Genomic DNA, 22188 nt, shown 5'->3' with positions numbered 1-22188 from the left:
CAAGCAAGAGGATAACCACCATGATGAAAAGTACAAAAAGAACCCCCAAACTGTCAATCGTCCGCCGCGAAGAAATCGACATTTCGACCAGTGTCGGGGTGGTTCTGGCCGACCTTGCCGAACAGGGGAAAAGCTGCCTTGACGCGCTGTCGAGGGAGATGGGCGCAAGGCTCGTGGAGGCGATACTCCTGGCCGAAAGGGAACAGCTCGGCGGTGCAGCATACCACCCCAGGAAGGGCTTCAAGAAGTGGTCCAGCCAGGGTGGTTCCGTGTACATCGCGGGTGGCAAGGCGAAGGTGCGCGTACCCAGGCTCAGGGACGAAAACGGCGAGGTCAAATCGCGTATCTACGCCCGTCTGAAAGACCCCGACGCGTTCTCCGAGCACCTGCTGCACGCATGCCTCTCAGGCCTGTCCGGGAGGCGTTACGAGGATGTGTTCTCGACTGCCGGGGAGGCGTTCGGCGTAAGCAAGTCGTCGGTGTCGCGCAAGGTCGTTGCCGCATGCACAAGGAAACTGAAGGAACTGAACGAGCGCAGGCTGGAGGACTTCGAGGCGGTTGCCGTCTTCATGGACGCAATGCATCGCTGCGGCGAGGTCGTGATGGCCGCCATAGGCGTTGACGCGGAAGGCTACAAGCGCGTGCTTGGCCTCTGGCAGGGCAGTTCGGAAAACACCGAAATGTGCCGTTCGTTCCTTTCCGACATGGAGAGCAGGGGCCTCGCCCTGCACCCCGACATCATCTTCGTGACCGACGGCGGGACGGGCCTCAACCGCGCCCTCAAGGACCGCTTCGGCAAGGACCTCAAGCACCAGCGCTGCGTGATCCACAAGAGGCGCAACGTCGAGTCCCATCTGCCCGAGATGTACCGGGCCGAGTTCGACAGGCGCTACAACAACGCCATCGGGATGGTGGGCTACGAGGACGCGAGAAGGGAACTTCTCAAGGTCCACGAGTGGCTCGAAGGCATAAACACGAGTGCCGCCAAATCGCTTTCCGAGGGCGGCGAGAGGCTGCTTACGGTCCACCGGCTGGGCATCCCCGCGCTCCTGCGCAAGTCGCTCATAACGACCAACATAATCGAGTCCACCTTCAACGGTCTCGACGCCATCGAGAAGAACGTGAAGCGCTACAGGGACATTGGAATGTTCAAACGCTGGATGGCCGCTGAGGTCCTCCACCGCGAAAAGAACTGGAGACGGTTGGACGGCTATGCGGAAATCCCCGAACTTGTCGAAAAACTTCGGGAAAAGAGCATGAAATTACTTGACAATGAAGCGCTAATAGCCTAGATTTACACCAGTTGGAGACCTGGATTTTCAACTAAAAAAGGGACAAATTCTAATCTATTTAGCCTACACGGCAAGGAAGTAAAAAATGAAACGATTTATTAATCTTATATGTTATATCGCAATTACTTGTTTCTTTCTTTCTTGTAGTGATGGAATATCGTCTGGAGATAATCCTTTTTCGACATTAGAATCGTCTTCATCGGAGAATGTATTCCTATCGAGTTCATCTGAAGAAGGGGTGTCATCTAGTTCAGTTATAGGATCTTCAAGTAGTATAAAACAGCATGTAGAAAGTAGTTCTTCCGATGGGATTGATTGTTCGAGTTCATCTGAATCAATAACTTCATCCAGTTCAGTTATAGAATGTTCGAGTAGTGAAAAACATCAGGTAGAAAGTAGTTCTTCCGATGGGATTGTTGATTCAAGTTCATCTGAACCAACAACTTCATCTAGTTCAGTTATAGAATGTTCGAGTAGCATAAAACATCAGGTGGAAAGCAGTTCTTCTAATGAGATTGTTGATTCAAGTTCATCTGAACCAACAACTTCATCAAGTTTAGTTATAGAATCTTCGAGTAGCCATACAGTTGTGGGTAAATGTAAAACATCAACTGAGGATAAGTGTATTTACGGTGAATTATATGATGAACGAGATGGACAGACATATAAAACAGTCTTTATGGGAACACAGGAATGGATGGCAGAGAATTTGAACTACTCAGATAGTGTTGCTTCTCCAAATTTGCAGGGCGGCTCTTGGTGCTATAATAATGATGATTTGAATTGTGATAAATACGGTCGTTTGTATAGTTGGTCTGCTGCAATGGATATACCTAAAAAAAGTTGTAGTGCAGATACAATAAGTTGTAAGGCATACCATAATCATCGAGGAATTTGTCCAAATGGATGGCATTTACCAGATACAACATCTTCTTCAGAATTAATAAATTATATAAAAAAGTATAGCCCGACCGAATATGGGTATGATGTGCTTGCTACTAGTGAAACAAAGGGCTCGAATGCATTTGGCTATTCTATTTTGTACACGGGATTCTTTTATAACAGTGGCGACAATCCGAGTTTTACTGGGATAGGTGTTTTTACTAAATTATGGTCTTCAACGGCGCAAGCTTCTTCTTTATATACAATCGCTTATACGCTGAGTTTTCATGGATTAGATGTGTTTTTTCGAACAAATGGCAGCCAAATGACAACTGGTAATCCAGTTCGCTGTATAAAGGATAATTAACCTTTTGGGGAGAAATTATTATGGCTGATAAGAAAAAAATCCTTTTCTGGCCTGATGTTTACAAGGAACAAGGCCACTGGCTCCCGACGCTTGCGTGGGCGGATTATCTCAGTTCCCTGGAAGAGGACGGAGAAAAGTTATACAGTATCGCCTTTATGGGGATAATGGACTGCAAGCAGATTGTCGATGACTATAATGCTGCGAACGGAACGGATTTTTTCTATTATCCGATTTTTACGAAAACGTATCCTGAAGGTTATACGGCACAGGTTCAGGCGACTACGAATGAACGCTGGAAATCTGACCATATTATGAGTCTTGTTTATGCGAGATTTGATGATGAGGAAGATATGAAAGATGCTGGCGCAAATGAGTCGCAGATTTTTGAAGCACTATCCCTACGAAATTTTTTGACGAATGATGAAACTGATGATGACTATTATCCGGATTTTTATAAGGGATTAGATGAAAGTGCAAAAGATGCATTTGAAAATGGCTTGGATAAGTGCCGTAATCCAGATTTGATTGTTTCCGGATTCTTCACCTCAATGGAAACAGCGATTCTTTATCATTTAAGCCAAAACAGTAATAAATTTAAGAGGGAGATGAAATTCGCCATTTCGACGACTTACTTGCGGCATCCGAGTGAAGACTCTGCTACCAGGGTGTTGCAAAATCTAAATGGTTTCAATGACTACCAACAGAGAATGCTCCTGAATATAGTGATGCCCGAAGATGTTGATACGGATGAACTGGAGAAGGAGCCTGAAAAAAGTGTAGAAGACTTCATTTTGCCCTTGACAAATCTTGATGAGTTTATCCCTTGCCCGAAGGTGTTTGACTACTCGCATTATGAGCACGGCCCCAAGGTTCACTATGTCGAACCGTGCATTAACAAGGAACTTGCCTTGCCTAATGATGAATGCCCGGCCGATACATGGACAACATTTCTGGCAAGTCTCGGTAAAATTGTATTTGTCACGGCTGGTTCACAAATCCTTGATTACAAAGATAAGGCTGTTATTCTGTTCCAGTCCATAATTGGTGCTATGCAGGCATCGGACATGAAAGGTTATCATTTGATTATTTGTGCTGGTTCTACGCTTGTCCAAGAATTGTCTTCTGATTACGAAAATGTGACCATTTGCGGTTGGGCCCCGCAACATACAATCTTGAGTGCGCTTGCAGATGGCAAACATGATGGTAGTTGTGCGATTATCCATGGCGGGTTGGCCACTATCAAGGAATGCGTTTATTACGATGTCCCCTTCCTCGTATTGCCGCTGGGCAAGGATCAGATGGATAATGCCCTAAGGCTCGAAGATTGCGGGATAAACAACCGATTCCATTTGGAATATATCAAGCCCAAGTGCCTGCGCTACTTTATAAACCAGATTCTGCAAGATTACAAGTCGCGATTGAACTTGAAGAAGTTAAGTGGCGTTTTTCACAAATCGGAGGAGTCCCATATCGGTGCCAATGCGATAGCGTACCTCGCGACTAACGGGAACCTTGATGGATTTGAGTGGTAAGGATGATGTGAAAAATCAAATTTTAGGGATTCGGATTTCTGCTTTTTAATAATGCTCTAATACAAAATAATGACAATATGTCTTATATGCGAAATTTGACTCATATCTCTTTTCTAAAAAGACCAAACATTGATAGGTTCTTTCCTGGAATGAATTTGTCCCTTTTTTAGTTGAAAATCCAGGTCTCCAACTGGTGTAAATCTAGGCTATTAGCGCTTCATTGTCAAGTAATTTCATGCTCTTTTCCCGAAGTTTTTCGACAAGTTCGGGGATTTCCGCATAGCCGTCCAACCGTCTCCAGTTCTTTTCGCGGTGGAGGACCTCAGCGGCCATCCAGCGTTTGAACATTCCAATGTCCCTGTAGCGCTTCACGTTCTTCTCGATGGCGTCGAGACCGTTGAAGGTGGACTCGATTATGTTGGTCGTTATGAGCGACTTGCGCAGGAGCGCGGGGATGCCCAGCCGGTGGACCGTAAGCAGCCTCTCGCCGCCCTCGGAAAGCGATTTGGCGGCACTCGTGTTTATGCCTTCGAGCCACTCGTGGACCTTGAGAAGTTCCCTTCTCGCGTCCTCGTAGCCCACCATCCCGATGGCGTTGTTGTAGCGCCTGTCGAACTCGGCCCGGTACATCTCGGGCAGATGGGACTCGACGTTGCGCCTCTTGTGGATCACGCAGCGCTGGTGCTTGAGGTCCTTGCCGAAGCGGTCCTTGAGGGCGCGGTTGAGGCCCGTCCCGCCGTCGGTCACGAAGATGATGTCGGGGTGCAGGGCGAGGCCCCTGCTCTCCATGTCGGAAAGGAACGAACGGCACATTTCGGTGTTTTCCGAACTGCCCTGCCAGAGGCCAAGCACGCGCTTGTAGCCTTCCGCGTCAACGCCTATGGCGGCCATCACGACCTCGCCGCAGCGATGCATTGCGTCCATGAAGACGGCAACCGCCTCGAAGTCCTCCAGCCTGCGCTCGTTCAGAAGATGCCCCAAAGTTAGTTGAAATTTCTGCAACCAAAAAGAAAAAGGTGGTCTCCAACTTGTAAATTTGGTTCAGCAAAAAAACACCAAGCAAGAGGATAACCACCATGATGAAAAGTACAAAAAGAACCCCCAAACTGTCAATCGTCCGCCGCGAAGAAATCGACATTTCGACCAGTGTCGGGGTGGTTCTGGCCGACCTTGCCGAACAGGGGAAAAGCTGCCTTGACGCGCTGTCGAGGGAGATGGGCGCAAGGCTCGTGGAGGCGATACTCCTGGCCGAAAGGGAACAGCTCGGCGGTGCAGCATACCACCCCAGGAAGGGCTTCAAGAAGTGGTCCAGCCAGGGTGGTTCCGTGTACATCGCGGGTGGCAAGGCGAAGGTGCGCGTACCCAGGCTCAGGGACGAAAACGGCGAGGTCAAATCGCGTATCTACGCCCGTCTGAAAGACCCCGACGCGTTCTCCGAGCACCTGCTGCACGCATGCCTCTCAGGCCTGTCCGGGAGGCGTTACGAGGATGTGTTCTCGACTGCCGGGGAGGCGTTCGGCGTAAGCAAGTCGTCGGTGTCGCGCAAGGTCGTTGCCGCATGCACAAGGAAACTGAAGGAACTGAACGAGCGCAGGCTGGAGGACTTCGAGGCGGTTGCCGTCTTCATGGACGCAATGCATCGCTGCGGCGAGGTCGTGATGGCCGCCATAGGCGTTGACGCGGAAGGCTACAAGCGCGTGCTTGGCCTCTGGCAGGGCAGTTCGGAAAACACCGAAATGTGCCGTTCGTTCCTTTCCGACATGGAGAGCAGGGGCCTCGCCCTGCACCCCGACATCATCTTCGTGACCGACGGCGGGACGGGCCTCAACCGCGCCCTCAAGGACCGCTTCGGCAAGGACCTCAAGCACCAGCGCTGCGTGATCCACAAGAGGCGCAACGTCGAGTCCCATCTGCCCGAGATGTACCGGGCCGAGTTCGACAGGCGCTACAACAACGCCATCGGGATGGTGGGCTACGAGGACGCGAGAAGGGAACTTCTCAAGGTCCACGAGTGGCTCGAAGGCATAAACACGAGTGCCGCCAAATCGCTTTCCGAGGGCGGCGAGAGGCTGCTTACGGTCCACCGGCTGGGCATCCCCGCGCTCCTGCGCAAGTCGCTCATAACGACCAACATAATCGAGTCCACCTTCAACGGTCTCGACGCCATCGAGAAGAACGTGAAGCGCTACAGGGACATTGGAATGTTCAAACGCTGGATGGCCGCTGAGGTCCTCCACCGCGAAAAGAACTGGAGACGGTTGGACGGCTATGCGGAAATCCCCGAACTTGTCGAAAAACTTCGGGAAAAGAGCATGAAATTACTTGACAATGAAGCGCTAATAGCCTAGATTTACACCAGTTGGAGACCTGGATTTTCAACTAAAAAAGGGACAAATTCTAATCTATTTAGCCTACACGGCAAGGAAGTAAAAAATGAAACGATTTATTAATCTTATATGTTATATCGCAATTACTTGTTTCTTTCTTTCTTGTAGTGATGGAATATCGTCTGGAGATAATCCTTTTTCGACATTAGAATCGTCTTCATCGGAGAATGTATTCCTATCGAGTTCATCTGAAGAAGGGGTGTCATCTAGTTCAGTTATAGGATCTTCAAGTAGTATAAAACAGCATGTAGAAAGTAGTTCTTCCGATGGGATTGATTGTTCGAGTTCATCTGAATCAATAACTTCATCCAGTTCAGTTATAGAATGTTCGAGTAGTGAAAAACATCAGGTAGAAAGTAGTTCTTCCGATGGGATTGTTGATTCAAGTTCATCTGAACCAACAACTTCATCTAGTTCAGTTATAGAATGTTCGAGTAGCATAAAACATCAGGTGGAAAGCAGTTCTTCTAATGAGATTGTTGATTCAAGTTCATCTGAACCAACAACTTCATCAAGTTTAGTTATAGAATCTTCGAGTAGCCATACAGTTGTGGGTAAATGTAAAACATCAACTGAGGATAAGTGTATTTACGGTGAATTATATGATGAACGAGATGGACAGACATATAAAACAGTCTTTATGGGAACACAGGAATGGATGGCAGAGAATTTGAACTACTCAGATAGTGTTGCTTCTCCAAATTTGCAGGGCGGCTCTTGGTGCTATAATAATGATGATTTGAATTGTGATAAATACGGTCGTTTGTATAGTTGGTCTGCTGCAATGGATATACCTAAAAAAAGTTGTAGTGCAGATACAATAAGTTGTAAGGCATACCATAATCATCGAGGAATTTGTCCAAATGGATGGCATTTACCAGATACAACATCTTCTTCAGAATTAATAAATTATATAAAAAAGTATAGCCCGACCGAATATGGGTATGATGTGCTTGCTACTAGTGAAACAAAGGGCTCGAATGCATTTGGCTATTCTATTTTGTACACGGGATTCTTTTATAACAGTGGCGACAATCCGAGTTTTACTGGGATAGGTGTTTTTACTAAATTATGGTCTTCAACGGCGCAAGCTTCTTCTTTATATACAATCGCTTATACGCTGAGTTTTCATGGATTAGATGTGTTTTTTCGAACAAATGGCAGCCAAATGACAACTGGTAATCCAGTTCGCTGTATAAAGGATAATTAACCTTTTGGGGAGAAATTATTATGGCTGATAAGAAAAAAATCCTTTTCTGGCCTGATGTTTACAAGGAACAAGGCCACTGGCTCCCGACGCTTGCGTGGGCGGATTATCTCAGTTCCCTGGAAGAGGACGGAGAAAAGTTATACAGTATCGCCTTTATGGGGATAATGGACTGCAAGCAGATTGTCGATGACTATAATGCTGCGAACGGAACGGATTTTTTCTATTATCCGATTTTTACGAAAACGTATCCTGAAGGTTATACGGCACAGGTTCAGGCGACTACGAATGAACGCTGGAAATCTGACCATATTATGAGTCTTGTTTATGCGAGATTTGATGATGAGGAAGATATGAAAGATGCTGGCGCAAATGAGTCGCAGATTTTTGAAGCACTATCCCTACGAAATTTTTTGACGAATGATGAAACTGATGATGACTATTATCCGGATTTTTATAAGGGATTAGATGAAAGTGCAAAAGATGCATTTGAAAATGGCTTGGATAAGTGCCGTAATCCAGATTTGATTGTTTCCGGATTCTTCACCTCAATGGAAACAGCGATTCTTTATCATTTAAGCCAAAACAGTAATAAATTTAAGAGGGAGATGAAATTCGCCATTTCGACGACTTACTTGCGGCATCCGAGTGAAGACTCTGCTACCAGGGTGTTGCAAAATCTAAATGGTTTCAATGACTACCAACAGAGAATGCTCCTGAATATAGTGATGCCCGAAGATGTTGATACGGATGAACTGGAGAAGGAGCCTGAAAAAAGTGTAGAAGACTTCATTTTGCCCTTGACAAATCTTGATGAGTTTATCCCTTGCCCGAAGGTGTTTGACTACTCGCATTATGAGCACGGCCCCAAGGTTCACTATGTCGAACCGTGCATTAACAAGGAACTTGCCTTGCCTAATGATGAATGCCCGGCCGATACATGGACAACATTTCTGGCAAGTCTCGGTAAAATTGTATTTGTCACGGCTGGTTCACAAATCCTTGATTACAAAGATAAGGCTGTTATTCTGTTCCAGTCCATAATTGGTGCTATGCAGGCATCGGACATGAAAGGTTATCATTTGATTATTTGTGCTGGTTCTACGCTTGTCCAAGAATTGTCTTCTGATTACGAAAATGTGACCATTTGCGGTTGGGCCCCGCAACATACAATCTTGAGTGCGCTTGCAGATGGCAAACATGATGGTAGTTGTGCGATTATCCATGGCGGGTTGGCCACTATCAAGGAATGCGTTTATTACGATGTCCCCTTCCTCGTATTGCCGCTGGGCAAGGATCAGATGGATAATGCCCTAAGGCTCGAAGATTGCGGGATAAACAACCGATTCCATTTGGAATATATCAAGCCCAAGTGCCTGCGCTACTTTATAAACCAGATTCTGCAAGATTACAAGTCGCGATTGAACTTGAAGAAGTTAAGTGGCGTTTTTCACAAATCGGAGGAGTCCCATATCGGTGCCAATGCGATAGCGTACCTCGCGACTAACGGGAACCTTGATGGATTTGAGTGGTAAGGATGATGTGAAAAATCAAATTTTAGGGATTCGGATTTCTGCTTTTTAATAATGCTCTAATACAAAATAATGACAATATGTCTTATATGCGAAATTTGACTCATATCTCTTTTCTAAAAAGACCAAACATTGATAGGTTCTTTCCTGGAATGAATTTGTCCCTTTTTTAGTTGAAAATCCAGGTCTCCAACTGGTGTAAATCTAGGCTATTAGCGCTTCATTGTCAAGTAATTTCATGCTCTTTTCCCGAAGTTTTTCGACAAGTTCGGGGATTTCCGCATAGCCGTCCAACCGTCTCCAGTTCTTTTCGCGGTGGAGGACCTCAGCGGCCATCCAGCGTTTGAACATTCCAATGTCCCTGTAGCGCTTCACGTTCTTCTCGATGGCGTCGAGACCGTTGAAGGTGGACTCGATTATGTTGGTCGTTATGAGCGACTTGCGCAGGAGCGCGGGGATGCCCAGCCGGTGGACCGTAAGCAGCCTCTCGCCGCCCTCGGAAAGCGATTTGGCGGCACTCGTGTTTATGCCTTCGAGCCACTCGTGGACCTTGAGAAGTTCCCTTCTCGCGTCCTCGTAGCCCACCATCCCGATGGCGTTGTTGTAGCGCCTGTCGAACTCGGCCCGGTACATCTCGGGCAGATGGGACTCGACGTTGCGCCTCTTGTGGATCACGCAGCGCTGGTGCTTGAGGTCCTTGCCGAAGCGGTCCTTGAGGGCGCGGTTGAGGCCCGTCCCGCCGTCGGTCACGAAGATGATGTCGGGGTGCAGGGCGAGGCCCCTGCTCTCCATGTCGGAAAGGAACGAACGGCACATTTCGGTGTTTTCCGAACTGCCCTGCCAGAGGCCAAGCACGCGCTTGTAGCCTTCCGCGTCAACGCCTATGGCGGCCATCACGACCTCGCCGCAGCGATGCATTGCGTCCATGAAGACGGCAACCGCCTCGAAGTCCTCCAGCCTGCGCTCGTTCAGAAGATGCCCCAAAGTTAGTTGAAATTTCTGCAACCAAAAAGAAAAAGGTGGTCTCCAACTTGTAAATTTGGTTCAGCAAAAAAACACCAAGCAAGAGGATAACCACCATGATGAAAAGTACAAAAAGAACCCCCAAACTGTCAATCGTCCGCCGCGAAGAAATCGACATTTCGACCAGTGTCGGGGTGGTTCTGGCCGACCTTGCCGAACAGGGGAAAAGCTGCCTTGACGCGCTGTCGAGGGAGATGGGCGCAAGGCTCGTGGAGGCGATACTCCTGGCCGAAAGGGAACAGCTCGGCGGTGCAGCATACCACCCCAGGAAGGGCTTCAAGAAGTGGTCCAGCCAGGGTGGTTCCGTGTACATCGCGGGTGGCAAGGCGAAGGTGCGCGTACCCAGGCTCAGGGACGAAAACGGCGAGGTCAAATCGCGTATCTACGCCCGTCTGAAAGACCCCGACGCGTTCTCCGAGCACCTGCTGCACGCATGCCTCTCAGGCCTGTCCGGGAGGCGTTACGAGGATGTGTTCTCGACTGCCGGGGAGGCGTTCGGCGTAAGCAAGTCGTCGGTGTCGCGCAAGGTCGTTGCCGCATGCACAAGGAAACTGAAGGAACTGAACGAGCGCAGGCTGGAGGACTTCGAGGCGGTTGCCGTCTTCATGGACGCAATGCATCGCTGCGGCGAGGTCGTGATGGCCGCCATAGGCGTTGACGCGGAAGGCTACAAGCGCGTGCTTGGCCTCTGGCAGGGCAGTTCGGAAAACACCGAAATGTGCCGTTCGTTCCTTTCCGACATGGAGAGCAGGGGCCTCGCCCTGCACCCCGACATCATCTTCGTGACCGACGGCGGGACGGGCCTCAACCGCGCCCTCAAGGACCGCTTCGGCAAGGACCTCAAGCACCAGCGCTGCGTGATCCACAAGAGGCGCAACGTCGAGTCCCATCTGCCCGAGATGTACCGGGCCGAGTTCGACAGGCGCTACAACAACGCCATCGGGATGGTGGGCTACGAGGACGCGAGAAGGGAACTTCTCAAGGTCCACGAGTGGCTCGAAGGCATAAACACGAGTGCCGCCAAATCGCTTTCCGAGGGCGGCGAGAGGCTGCTTACGGTCCACCGGCTGGGCATCCCCGCGCTCCTGCGCAAGTCGCTCATAACGACCAACATAATCGAGTCCACCTTCAACGGTCTCGACGCCATCGAGAAGAACGTGAAGCGCTACAGGGACATTGGAATGTTCAAACGCTGGATGGCCGCTGAGGTCCTCCACCGCGAAAAGAACTGGAGACGGTTGGACGGCTATGCGGAAATCCCCGAACTTGTCGAAAAACTTCGGGAAAAGAGCATGAAATTACTTGACAATGAAGCGCTAATAGCCTAGATTTACACCAGTTGGAGACCTGGATTTTCAACTAAAAAAGGGACAAATTCCTCGTTCAGTTCCTTCAGTTTCCTTGTGCATGCGGCAACGACCTTGCGCGACACCGACGACTTGCTTACGCCGAACGCCTCCCCGGCAGTCGAGAACACATCCTCGTAACGCCTCCCGGACAGGCCTGAGAGGCATGCGTGCAGCAGGTGCTCGGAGAACGCGTCGGGGTCTTTCAGACGGGCGTAGATACGCGATTTGACCTCGCCGTTTTCGTCCCTGAGCCTGGGTACGCGCACCTTCGCCTTGCCACCCGCGATGTACACGGAACCACCCTGGCTGGACCACTTCTTGAAGCCCTTCCTGGGGTGGTATGCTGCACCGCCGAGCTGTTCCCTTTCGGCCAGGAGTATCGCCTCCACGAGCCTTGCGCCCATCTCCCTCGACAGCGCGTCAAGGCAGCTTTTCCCCTGTTCGGCAAGGTCGGCCAGAACCACCCCGACACTGGTCGAAATGTCGATTTCTTCGCGGCGGACGATTGACAGTTTGGGGGTTCTTTTTGTACTTTTCATCATGGTGGTTATCCTCTTGCTTGGTGTTTTTTTGCTGAACCAAATTTACAAGTTGGAGACCACCTTTTTCTTTTTGGTTGCAGAAATTTCAACTAACTTTGGGGCATCTTCGAAAAATAGAGTTTGCCGGCTGATTTTGATGCGGTAAAAGTCGACACATTCTGCTTGCTCATATACTACCTCACTCCGTTTACACGCTATAAAAAACGGACTACTGCACAAATATACACTATTTTGAAAATTTGTCAAGAGGTTTGGAATTTTTTTGAAAAAAAATTGTAAGGCATAACCCCCATTATGAGAAGATAGAGGACGAACCTTTTGAAATACCCCAAAATTGGGTGTGGTGCAAGCTAGGAAATTTGTTTTTTCACACAACTGGCAAAGCGCTAAAAAAGGCAAATTCAACAGGAATACAGAGAAACTATATCACCACTTCAAATTTATATTGGTGCGAATTTGACTTGTCTGAAGTACGGTCCATGTATTTTACAGAGGATGAGTTGGATAAGTGTACCGCCAAAAAAGGTGATCTACTTCTTTGCAACGGAGGAGATGTAGGGCGTGCCGCTATTTGGAATTTTGATTACGACATTTGTTTTCAAAATCATATTTCAAGACTTCGCCCGAAATCTGTTTCTTTGAGCAATGTTTTTTATCTATACGTCATTAGGTATAATAAAGAAAAGGGAAACTTAAATGGACGTGGTGTGGGGATAACATCCTTGTCGGCCAATGATTTGTTATCTCTCGTGGTTCCGCTACCTCCGCTTAATGAGCAATCTCGGATTGTTACAAAGATTGAAGAACTATTTTCTACACTAGACCAAATGGAGAGAAATCTCGTCTAACGATGCAAAGATTTCTTCAATTCTATCCACTATTCTTTTCTGCTCTGCCAATGGCGGAAATGGGATTAACGCATTCTTCAACATATTTTGTGTTAGTTGACATATTTGAGTAGAATTTGCCTCAAACATGTAATCTCTAAAGTATTCTGAATTTAAATAGTGATATATAAAAGGATTATATTCACTACGAAAAACAGCCATAAAAGCACCGAAAGAAAAATGCTTTGCTGATTTGTCAACTATTGCACATTTTCCGACTAGGGATTGGCTCCCGTTTCGTGCACAAATTAATATATCGCCTGTATTTAGAAATTGATTGTCAAGAATCTTTGAATTAACACATACCAGATTGCTTAAATCTAATTTTCCTGCTACTATATTATTTGAACGCAAAACAGGAATTCCGTTGTCAACAATTTCGTTGGGATGATACGTAAGTCCTATATTGGTATTACCTAAATACCCCAACTTAACCCATTCCCACGATTCCGGGATTTCAAAGGGAATATCGGTCAACTTCTCATAATGGGGGTTATCACGTGTTATTCGTTCTAACAAAACGCTGGCGGGTTCGTCGTTTTTGTTTTGGGGGACGAGCTTGCCGTGGATGGCGAGGTCAAGGATTTTTTGGCGGGTTTGCTTGATATGGGTTTTGAGAAGTTCCTTATTCTTTTCGATGGCATCGATTTCGGCGAAGGCTTCTTCAATTTTTGCGACAATACGTTGTTGTTCCGCTAAGGGCGGAAGCGGGATAGGAACTTCATTAATTTTTGCAACAGAAAGACCTGGTTGTGCCGTAGATGAGGCATACTGATTCAAATTTAGTTGCGTTAGAAAAAAACAAGCCAACGAAACATTCATCATCGAATTCGTTTCTACAACTACAGCATGTTCTGTCGCATAAAATTTTCCTGTGGCTCTATTAATGTTTCCACAAAGAGCTCCCTGTCTTCCAATTAAAGGATAATCACCTTCTCTATTGAAACACGATACAAAACCTCTTAATCCATTTCCTCCAAAACAAGGATAATAACCATCTTCACATGTACTGCTAATCAATCCTGCGGCAATATTCTTTCCAGCTTGCAAATTAAAAATATCACCAATCCTCACCCATTCCCAGTTTGCAGGAATTTCAAAGGGCGCCTCGTTTTTGTCGAGGGGGATGATTGTTTTTGCTGCAGACGAAGAAGGCGATCCCCGCCTACGCGGGGATGACAGTGTAGAGGAGGATGACGAGACCTTCAAAGAAATCTGTTCTAACAGTTCACGAGCGGTGCCGTCGCTTTTGAGTTGCTGCGTGAGTTTTCCGCGAATGGCGAGGTCAAGGATTTTTTGCTTCAGGAGTTTCGTGTTCATCCGTCGATTCCCTTGAGCATCTTGGCGAGTTTTTCGGAGTGGGCGGCAATTTCCTTCGCTTCGTCCTTGATGTTTGTCAAAAGGTCGGCAAGCGTTACGTCTTCGATATCGTCCTTGTCCTTAATCCAAGTTATGTCGAGGCTCGTCTTGTCGCGGGCCAGGAGTTCCTTGACACTATACTTGCGCCAACGCCCGGTCGGGTTTTCTTCGCTCCAAGTTTCTTTGCGTTTAGCGATATTCTTTGCATTGTAGCAACTCACAAAATCATCAAGATCGCTGCGTTTCAGGGGTCTTGTCGCAAGCGTGTGTTTGACGCCTGTACGGTAATCATAGAACCAAGTTTCCTTGGTGGGGCTTCCTTTGACAAAGAATAGCACATTTGCCTTAACGCCGTTCGCGTAGAAAATTCCCGTGGGGAGCCTGAGGATTGTGTGGAGGTTGAACTCGGTCAAAAGTTTTTTGCGGAGCGTTTCACCCGCACCATCTGCAAAGAGAACGTTATCCGGCAACACCACGCCCGCACGGCCACCATCCTTGAGCATCAACATCATGTGCTGCAAAAAGTTCAGCTGATTGTTGGTCGTCGTGACAATCAAATCGGTGCGCATGGTGGTAATATCCACGCTACCTGCCGGACGCGTTCCGAAAGGCGGATTCGCCAAAATAACATCCACCAAATGTTCAGGTTCGTGTTCCAAGGAATCAACGCACTTGACAGGAGTCGTATCCGGGCTGACATCATGCAAATAAAGGTTCATGCTCGCCAAGGTCACCACCAAAGGCGTGATGTCATTACCGCTAAGAGCCTTTGTCTGCAGGAACTTCAACTTTTCGATATCGTTGCTCTGGCGCTTCATGTAATCGTATGCGGCAAGCAAAAAGCCACCCGTTCCACAAGCAGGGTCTGCAACGGTTTCCGTAATTCTCGGAGCCACGACATCGACCATGGCGTTAATAAGCGGACGCGGAGTAAAATACTGCCCTGCACCGCTCTTTTTATCTTGGCCGTTCTTTTCAAGAATACTTTCGTAAATAGCACCCTTGATATCGCCTTCCATGCTGAACCAGTTTTCTTCATCAATCATGTTGATGAGCTTTTTAAGCATGGCGGGCTTTTGAATCTTGTTCTGCGCTTCGGTAAAGATTGCACCAATCAGACCGTCTTTGGATTTGAGCGTTTCAAGAATTTTTTCGTATTTCGCCTGCAAATCCGGACCGTCAAGAGAAAGCAAATCTTTCCAGCGGTTGCCCTTGGGAATAGCACTACCCAATCCGTAGGATTCCTTTTCTGCATCCATCTTCAGGAACAACAAGTAAGTCAGCTGGATAATGTAGTCGGTAAAGCCCACGCCGGCAGCCGCCAGCACATCGGCCATATTCCAGACCTTTTTTGTCAATGTCGTTTCGGATTTTACTTCAATCTGTTTTTTCATCTTTCTCTACTGGAACATGAACTTTGTCAGGTTCTGGATTTCGGTATTAACATTTTGCGGGCCGAAGAGTTTTGCCGCCTGTAAGAATAGAGGTTTCTCATACTGCATCAGGATTGGCGCCGAGACGCAACCGTTCTGCACAACATATTGAGCAATCCTCTTAAGCACCTGCTTTTGATCTTCGTTTAACACGCGTTGATTTTGACCGCAATATAATTCAAAAAGGCTGGCAGAAGTGCTTTGCAATGAATAAAGCGACTCTTTTTGCCCCAAAGCGTAACGCACCAACTGTATAAGGTTCGTCAAAAGGCCAACTTCGTCCTTTTCTAGGTCCTTTACTTTTCCGGCCTTACCCACTTTATTCACGGACAATGTCTTGTAGCAAGTCCAAAGATTCTTCTCGTTCAGCATCGGATTGAACTTTTCGAGTTTGCGCTTCAAATCCGAGAGCATTTCGTAGGTAATGGCAACATCTTCGCTGTTGTAGATAATGCGCAGAGCTTCCACTTCATCACGATTCTGCTCAATAAAATCCTTAAAGATTTCCGCATACTTTTTAGATTCATCAATGCTGAAACCGGAGTAAACTAGACTATCAGTGCCTTCATGCTGAATCTTGATAAAGCCACGGTTGATTTCAAGGAGAACCTTACGAACCTTGACATTGTTGATGACCGCAGAAATCAACTCCCTGCGTTCAATGTTAGCGTCGTTGATGTCCTTGTATTCCGGTAAAGGATGCGTCGAGAATTCGTTCTTACCTGTGAGGGCGTCGTAAATTCGACTTACAAAGAAATACAGGGATGTCGGAGCCAGCAACTTGTTAACTTCGCTCAAATCTTCCTGTTCTGCCTTGTTGTTTATTTTCGAGAGATAACCCGCAAACAAATTCAAGTGCTCATCAGGAACTTCGCCATGGGCCAGGCGTTCCATCAACCTTTCGAGTCCCAAGGTTTTGTGAAATTCCGCATCGCTTGTCGCACCCGGAAGTTTCATTTCGTGTTCGGTAACGCCAACCGCATCGACTAAGTAGAAACAATCCTTGCTCGTTCCGTTCGGAGTTGCAAGCTGGAACTTGTCATCGTCCATCGTTCGGCAACCGCGACCTTTCATCTGCGTGTAAAGTACGGCGGAATTGATATCGCGCATGAACACAAGGACTTCCAAAGGTTTCACATCCGTACCGGTCGCCACAAGCGTCACCGTCACCGCAATGCGAAATTCCTTCTCGTTCCTGAAATCGGAAATCAGCTGATTGGAATTTCCTGCCTTGCATGTAATCTTCTGCACGAACTTTTCGGGGAGCTTGAGCCCCACCTTTTCAAATTCAACGGCAAAGGACTGCTTGAGGGCATCAACGATGTTGTCGGCGTGGCTGTCGGTCTTTGCAAAGAAAAGCGTCTTGGGAATATATTTCCAATTGCGGACAGGGTCATCGCTCAAACGTTCCGGGTAAAGCGACGAATAAATGGCTTGCTTAAAGGAGTCAACTACGAGCCTAATCTGTGCCGGGTTCACGACACTGCGGTCCAGTTCGGTACTTTCGTACTTTTGGTCCTCTTTCTGAATTTTCTTTTGCTTGGAACCATTCAAAAGCGTAATGCGCTCTACGTGTTCGCCCTGACCGATTGTCCCGCCCTGCGAACTGACTAAAGTCTTGATGCGGAATACACGCGGGGGTACGTTCACGCCATCGCGGATAGAATCTTCGAGGGTGTATTCTACCACCGTATTCTTGTTGAAGAACGCGTAAGCTTCTTCGGTCGGAGTAGCAGTCAATCCAACAACACGAGCCGTATTGAAATAATCGAGCACCTGTTTCCATTTGCCATAAATGGAGCGATGACATTCATCCACAATAATCAAATCGAAGGTATCTCTTGCAACCTTCAAATCTTGCGGAAGTTCAATGCTTACGGAGGACTGATCGTTTGTTGAGTCGCCATCAAGTTCTGATTCGTCATCGTCGGTATCAACAAAGGTTTGCCCGGTCAAAACAGCATAAAGACGCTGAATGGTAGATATCACCACATGGGACTTTTCGATATCCTTCACGTTGTGGAGACGCTGAACGACATACTCATCGCTAAACGGAATTCCTGTTTCCGTAAGCTTGTATGTACCGAACTCGCCTTCGGCTTGTTTGCCAAGGTTGTTGCGGTCCACCAGGAACAAGACTTTTTTTGCCGGGGTATAATTGAGCAAACGATACGCCGCTGTGCATGCGGTGAATGTTTTACCAGCACCCGTTGCAAGGACAATCAAAGCCTTTTTCTTGCCATGCTTAAAGCTCAGTTCCAAGTTGCAAATTGCATCGTACTGGCACTGGCGCAAACCTGCTTTGGCCTTCGTCTGCACTGCGGGAACCGCAGGCATTTTTGCAAATTCAGAACTAAGTTCTGCACGAATTGCGACTTCTTTCGGCGTGAACATCTTTTTAAGTTGAAGGAACTCCAGAGGCTCTCCAGCAGCGAAATCCCTTCGGTCGCAGAACAGCAACTTGTCGCCATTACACATGAAAAGGAATGGCAAAGGTTTTGTCCATGTTTGGTACCAAGGAAGCGCCCCTGCGGAGTACTTCGCCGTTTGTTCAGCAACATGCATCCCCAAAGAGTTCTCTGCACGCTTAGCTTCTAAAACGCCAATAGCCTTTCCATCTAGAAACAATAGATAGTCTGCCTCGTTGTTCCCTTTGGTCAGCGCCTCAGTAACCGCCTGTGCATGCGGAACGTCCAAATACTCAGAACGCGGAACAACTGCCCAGCCGGCTGCGGCGAGCATTTCATCTATCAAAACACGAGCTTGTTCTTCGGGCTTTAATTCATCCATGAATTTCTAAATCCTAAAATAACTTTTTTTCTAAAAAAAGAGATGCCCGCCTGCGCGGGCATGACAAAAAAGTGGGGATGAAAGTAAAAAGGTGCCCCCCGCACTAATGCGGGGTGCGCCTTTTATAAGAGGATGTTTCCGCCGGAGGCGGGGGTGACATGTAAGGCGCGGGGGCGCGACCTCATTAGTAACGGTAGTGATCAGCCTTGTACGGGCCTTCCACGGGCACGCCGATGTAGTCGGCCTGGGCCTTGGTGAGGGTCGTCAGGTGAACGCCGAGCTTTTCCAAGTGGAGGCGTGCGACCTTCTCGTCGAGGATCTTCGGGAGCGTGTACACGACACCGCTTTCGTACTTGATGCCGGCGACGGTCTGCTTGCCCTGCGCATTGAGCCACAGGTCAATCTGCGCGATGGTCTGGTTCGTGAAGCTTGCGCTCATCACGAAGCTCGGGTGACCGGTAGCGCAGCCGAGGTTCAGCAGGCGGCCTTCGGCGAGCACGAGGATGCTGTGGCCGTCGGGGAAAATCCATTCGTCGTACTGCGGCTTGATTTCGTTGCGGACGATGCCCGGAATCTTCTTGAGGCCGGCCATGTCGATTTCGTTGTCGAAGTGGCCGATGTTACCGACGATGGCGCGGTGCTTCATCTTGCCCATCTGCGCGGCGCTGATGATGCCGGTGTTGCCGGTGGTGGTCACGAAGATGTCGGCGTAGCTAACCACTTCGTCGAGGGTCTTGACTTCGTAGCCTTCCATGGCGGCCTGAAGTGCGCAAATCGGGTCGATTTCGGTGATGATCACGCGAGCGCCCTGACCACGCAGGGACTGGGCGCAGCCCTTACCCACGTCGCCGTAGCCGCACACGACTGCAATCTTGCCGGCCATCATCACGTCGGTGGCGCGGTTGATGCCGTCGATGAGGGAATGGCGGCAGCCGTAGAGGTTGTCGAACTTGGACTTGGTCACGGAATCGTTCACGTTGATGGCTGGGAACTTCAGGCGGCCGGCCTGGGCCATCTGGTAAAGGCGATGCACGCCGGTCGTGGTTTCTTCAGAAACGCCGCGGAGAGCTTCGCGGGCGCGGGTCCACTGCTTCGGGTCCTTCTCGAAAATCTTCTTGCAGGTGGCGAGGAATACGCCCCATTCTTCGCTGTCGGTAGCCGGGTTGAATTCGGGCACCTTGCCGGCATCTTCGAATTCTGCGCCGCAAGTCACGAGCATGGTGGCATCGCCGCCGTCATCCACGATGAGGTCTGCGGTCTTGCCGTCGGGCCACACGAGGGCGCGGGCGGTGTTTTCCCAGTATTCTTCCAGCGTTTCGCCCTTCCAGGCGAACACGGGCACGCCCTGCGGATTTTCCACAGTACCCTTCTTGCCGACCACGACGGCGGCGGCAGCGTTGTCCTGCGTGCTGAAGATATTGCAGCTCACCCAGCGCACGTCGGCACCGAGGTCCACGAGCGTCTCGATGAGGATGGCGGTCTGCACGGTCATGTGGAGGCTACCCATAATACGGGCGCCCGCGAGCGGCTTCTTGCCTGCGTATTCCTTGCGGAGAGCCATGAGGCCCGGCATTTCGGTTTCGGCGAGGTCGAGTTCCTTGCGGCCTTCCACAGCAAGGTTGATATCCTTAATTTTGTATTCCATGGTTATGTTCCTTATTTATGCATAAATATAGTTTTATGCATATTCCGCGTCAACTATAGATATGTGGACATGGACCCTATCGCCTTCGGCTCCAGGGTGACAGGAGGACTTATTCCGTAAACAATATTCCCTTAATTCGTAGGGACTTGCTGCTTTTCGACTCTTCTTCCGCATGCAGGTAGCTTATCGCGATTGCAGCCCCGTCGGTCTTGATTTGCCTTGTGGAGTCCTGCTTGAGCGCTTGCCTGTCGACGGTGAAGCTGTAGACGGTCCTGGTTGCGCTTTCGCCTGCCGGGCCTGCGGTGCTGTCGGGGCATGCGTCACTCTCGTCGCTGTTGCAACTGCAGCCACTGTCTTCTTTCAGCGAAATCCGGAAGGTGAGCGTGTCGCCCGTGAATTCGAACTCGTTGTTGAAGTAATGGTCTATGGCGACGGCGCCCTTTGTGCCGCGGGGCACCTGGAGTAGCGCCTTGTCGGGGTACTCTATGCTGACCTCGAACTGGTCGAACGGTTCTTCGCCGGTGCTGTCCGAACCCTCCCCGCAACATACGTCTTCGGTGAGGTCGTTGGTGAATGCGTAGTCGTATCCTGTGATGGGGAGGTATTCGGTGAATTCCGGGTTGTGTGCTTCGGCAAGCTCGAGCATTCGCGAAACAAGTAGCTTCGAGTTTTCGTCGTCTTTTTTCCGCAGGTCGATAACGAATTTCCGGGCGTCATCCTTGCTGAGCGGGAACTCCGTGTAGCCCGCTTCGGCAAGGGCTTCCCTGATGCTCCCCATCCAGACGCGCTGCGAAATGCTGTATGCGCTCAGCGGCGTGTCGGTGATGACGAAGAATATCGCGCAGAATATGACGGCGATGTAGCGCGACTTGCACTTGATTTTGTCGATGAGGAAGACCGCGATGATGATGTAGAAGAAGATGTTGATGCTGAGGGCGTAGATGCGTTCTGCCGAGATGCCGTAGTCGCTGATTCTGCGGATAAGGCCGACGGACATCATGGCCACGAGCGGAATGCACGCTGCGGGGAAAACCTTGAGGAGTTTTTTCTCGAACGTGTTGCCGGGAGCAAGGCGCGTGGGGTACAGGACGGTGACGAGCGCGAGCATGTACAGCATGAATCCCGAGACGAAATACGAAACCATTCCCTGCGGCATGTCCCACAGCACGATGAACTTGACGATGTAGGCGTAGAACAGGAGTATGGCGAGCGAAAGCACCGGCACGAAGAGGAACCGGATGGTGCTCGTAGCGAACTTGTTCAGCGCGGGTGTTTCGCTGTGGCATTCCTCGATGGAAGGGATGCCGCTGAAGTAGAGTATGGGGAAGACGGTGCTCGCGCAGAAGTAGAAAATGTAGAAATACACCTTCTCATCGAATTCATGTTCGAAAAGTGCACCAAAACAGAAGACGAGCGCTTCTACGGATGCGAGCAGGAGTGCTGTGACGAGCGCGGCGACAACTAGCGCCTTGAGGTTTTTGAACAGGAAAATCCAGAATGCGTTTTCGTCTTTGTTTTTCCAGAACGGGGCGATAAATATGCTGAGCGTGGCGGTTATATAGATGAAGCTGGCGGTCGCGACAAGGTAGTAGTTCGCCCAGGAAACATCCATCGAGAAGGCGAAAGTCAGGAATAGTGAGAATACGAGCCATGCTGCGCCCGAGATTGCCTGCGGCAACTTGCTTTCGTTTTTCAGGGATTCCTGCACGAGCGATGTCGTGAGGGAAATGAGCATCGCTGCGATAGGGTAGATGCCGAGCCATGCGAGGAATCTCATTCCGGCGAGTCTTTCAAAGATTTCTGTATGTTCCGTGCTGTAAACAAGCGCGAAGAAGGTGAAGAGGGCGAGTGCCGATGCGACGGGGAACCGCCTGAACGCGCTCGAAATCTGGCTCGGGTATTTTTTGAAAGCTTCAAGTACCATATCTTAAATATAATACTTTGTCCTGCATTGCCGTGGC

16 protein-coding genes are annotated in these 22188 nt (G+C 49.0%); 8 read left to right on the top strand and 8 right to left on the bottom strand.

Going from position 1 to position 22188, the window contains the following annotated elements; all coding sequences use genetic code 11:
- Window positions 1-20 precede the first annotated feature (20 nt).
- The 3 genes from CRO08_RS08835 (at window position 21) to CRO08_RS08825 (ending at window position 4073) form a co-directional block, all read left to right on the top strand.
- Complete coding sequence (locus tag CRO08_RS08835; RefSeq protein WP_097034567.1) at window positions 21-1292, top strand: IS256 family transposase; 1272 nt, start codon at window positions 21-23, stop codon at window positions 1290-1292.
- Between the two features lie 85 nt (window positions 1293-1377).
- Window positions 1378-2541, top strand: a complete 1164-nt coding sequence (locus CRO08_RS08830; RefSeq protein WP_097035935.1) for an FISUMP domain-containing protein — start codon at window positions 1378-1380, stop codon at window positions 2539-2541.
- 20 nt (window positions 2542-2561) lie between these two features.
- A complete protein-coding gene (locus tag CRO08_RS08825; protein WP_097035934.1) occupies window positions 2562-4073 on the top strand; it encodes a glycosyltransferase in 1512 nt (503 codons plus the stop codon).
- A gap of 201 nt (window positions 4074-4274) precedes the next feature.
- On the opposite strand, the gene CRO08_RS08820 is transcribed toward CRO08_RS08825, so the two are convergent.
- A complete protein-coding gene (locus CRO08_RS08820) occupies window positions 4275-5054 on the bottom strand; it encodes a transposase (protein ID WP_097035933.1) in 780 nt (259 codons plus the stop codon).
- A 95-nt stretch (window positions 5055-5149) separates the two neighbouring features.
- Between CRO08_RS08820 and CRO08_RS08815 the strand changes: the two genes are divergently transcribed.
- The 3 genes from CRO08_RS08815 to CRO08_RS08805 all read left to right on the top strand — a co-directional run bounded on the left by CRO08_RS08815 (window position 5150) and on the right by CRO08_RS08805 (window position 9202).
- A complete protein-coding gene (locus CRO08_RS08815) occupies window positions 5150-6421 on the top strand; it encodes an IS256 family transposase (protein WP_097034567.1) in 1272 nt (423 codons plus the stop codon).
- Between the two features lie 85 nt (window positions 6422-6506).
- On the top strand, window positions 6507-7670 hold the full coding sequence (locus CRO08_RS08810) for an FISUMP domain-containing protein (RefSeq protein WP_097035935.1): 1164 nt from the start codon (window positions 6507-6509) through the stop codon (window positions 7668-7670).
- A gap of 20 nt (window positions 7671-7690) precedes the next feature.
- Window positions 7691-9202 (top strand): glycosyltransferase, encoded by a 1512-nt coding sequence (locus CRO08_RS08805; RefSeq protein ID WP_097035934.1) that lies wholly within the window; start codon window positions 7691-7693, stop codon window positions 9200-9202.
- Between the two features lie 201 nt (window positions 9203-9403).
- Here the strand turns inward: CRO08_RS08805 and CRO08_RS08800 are convergent, their stop codons facing one another.
- Window positions 9404-10183: a transposase gene (locus CRO08_RS08800; protein WP_097035933.1), complete on the bottom strand. Its 780-nt coding sequence runs from the start codon at window positions 10181-10183 to the stop codon at window positions 9404-9406.
- A gap of 95 nt (window positions 10184-10278) precedes the next feature.
- Here CRO08_RS08800 and CRO08_RS08795 point away from each other — a divergent pair, with 95 nt between their 5' ends.
- Window positions 10279-11550 carry an IS256 family transposase gene (locus CRO08_RS08795; protein WP_097034567.1) on the top strand — a complete coding sequence of 424 codons (1272 nt, stop codon included), beginning with the start codon at window positions 10279-10281 and terminating at the stop codon, window positions 11548-11550.
- Between the two features lie 2 nt (window positions 11551-11552).
- Here CRO08_RS08795 and CRO08_RS08790 read toward each other — a convergent pair whose 3' ends face one another.
- Window positions 11553-12113 (bottom strand): transposase, encoded by a 561-nt coding sequence (locus CRO08_RS08790; RefSeq protein WP_097035932.1) that lies wholly within the window; start codon window positions 12111-12113, stop codon window positions 11553-11555.
- A gap of 338 nt (window positions 12114-12451) precedes the next feature.
- Here CRO08_RS08790 and CRO08_RS08785 point away from each other — a divergent pair, with 338 nt between their 5' ends.
- Window positions 12452-12961, top strand: a complete 510-nt coding sequence (locus tag CRO08_RS08785; RefSeq protein ID WP_255252304.1) for a restriction endonuclease subunit S — start codon at window positions 12452-12454, stop codon at window positions 12959-12961.
- On the opposite strand, the gene CRO08_RS08780 is transcribed toward CRO08_RS08785, so the two are convergent.
- The 5 genes from CRO08_RS08780 to CRO08_RS08760 form a co-directional block, all read right to left on the bottom strand.
- Entirely contained in the window at window positions 12932-14320 is a 1389-nt protein-coding gene (locus CRO08_RS08780) for a restriction endonuclease subunit S (RefSeq protein WP_097035930.1), read from the bottom strand. The two genes, CRO08_RS08785 and CRO08_RS08780, sit on opposite strands and share 30 nt — an antisense overlap.
- Window positions 14317-15753, bottom strand: coding sequence for a class I SAM-dependent DNA methyltransferase (locus CRO08_RS08775; protein ID WP_097035929.1), 1437 nt, complete (start codon window positions 15751-15753; stop codon window positions 14317-14319). Before CRO08_RS08775 ends, CRO08_RS08780 begins: the two co-directional genes overlap by 4 nt.
- Before the next feature lie 6 nt (window positions 15754-15759).
- Window positions 15760-18582 carry a DEAD/DEAH box helicase family protein gene (locus CRO08_RS08770; protein WP_097035928.1) on the bottom strand — a complete coding sequence of 941 codons (2823 nt, stop codon included), beginning with the start codon at window positions 18580-18582 and terminating at the stop codon, window positions 15760-15762.
- Between the two features lie 184 nt (window positions 18583-18766).
- Window positions 18767-20227 (bottom strand): adenosylhomocysteinase, encoded by a 1461-nt coding sequence (gene ahcY, locus CRO08_RS08765; RefSeq protein ID WP_097035927.1) that lies wholly within the window; start codon window positions 20225-20227, stop codon window positions 18767-18769.
- Window positions 20228-20336: 109 nt separating this feature from the next.
- Entirely contained in the window at window positions 20337-22151 is a 1815-nt protein-coding gene (locus CRO08_RS08760; protein WP_097035926.1) for a DUF4153 domain-containing protein, read from the bottom strand.
- Window positions 22152-22188: the final 37 nt, after the last annotated feature.

The sequence above is a fragment of the Fibrobacter sp. UWT3 genome (assembly GCF_900230125.1).
Lineage (GTDB): Bacteria > Fibrobacterota > Fibrobacteria > Fibrobacterales > Fibrobacteraceae > Fibrobacter.
This window is presented reverse-complemented; position numbering and strand designations above follow the sequence as displayed.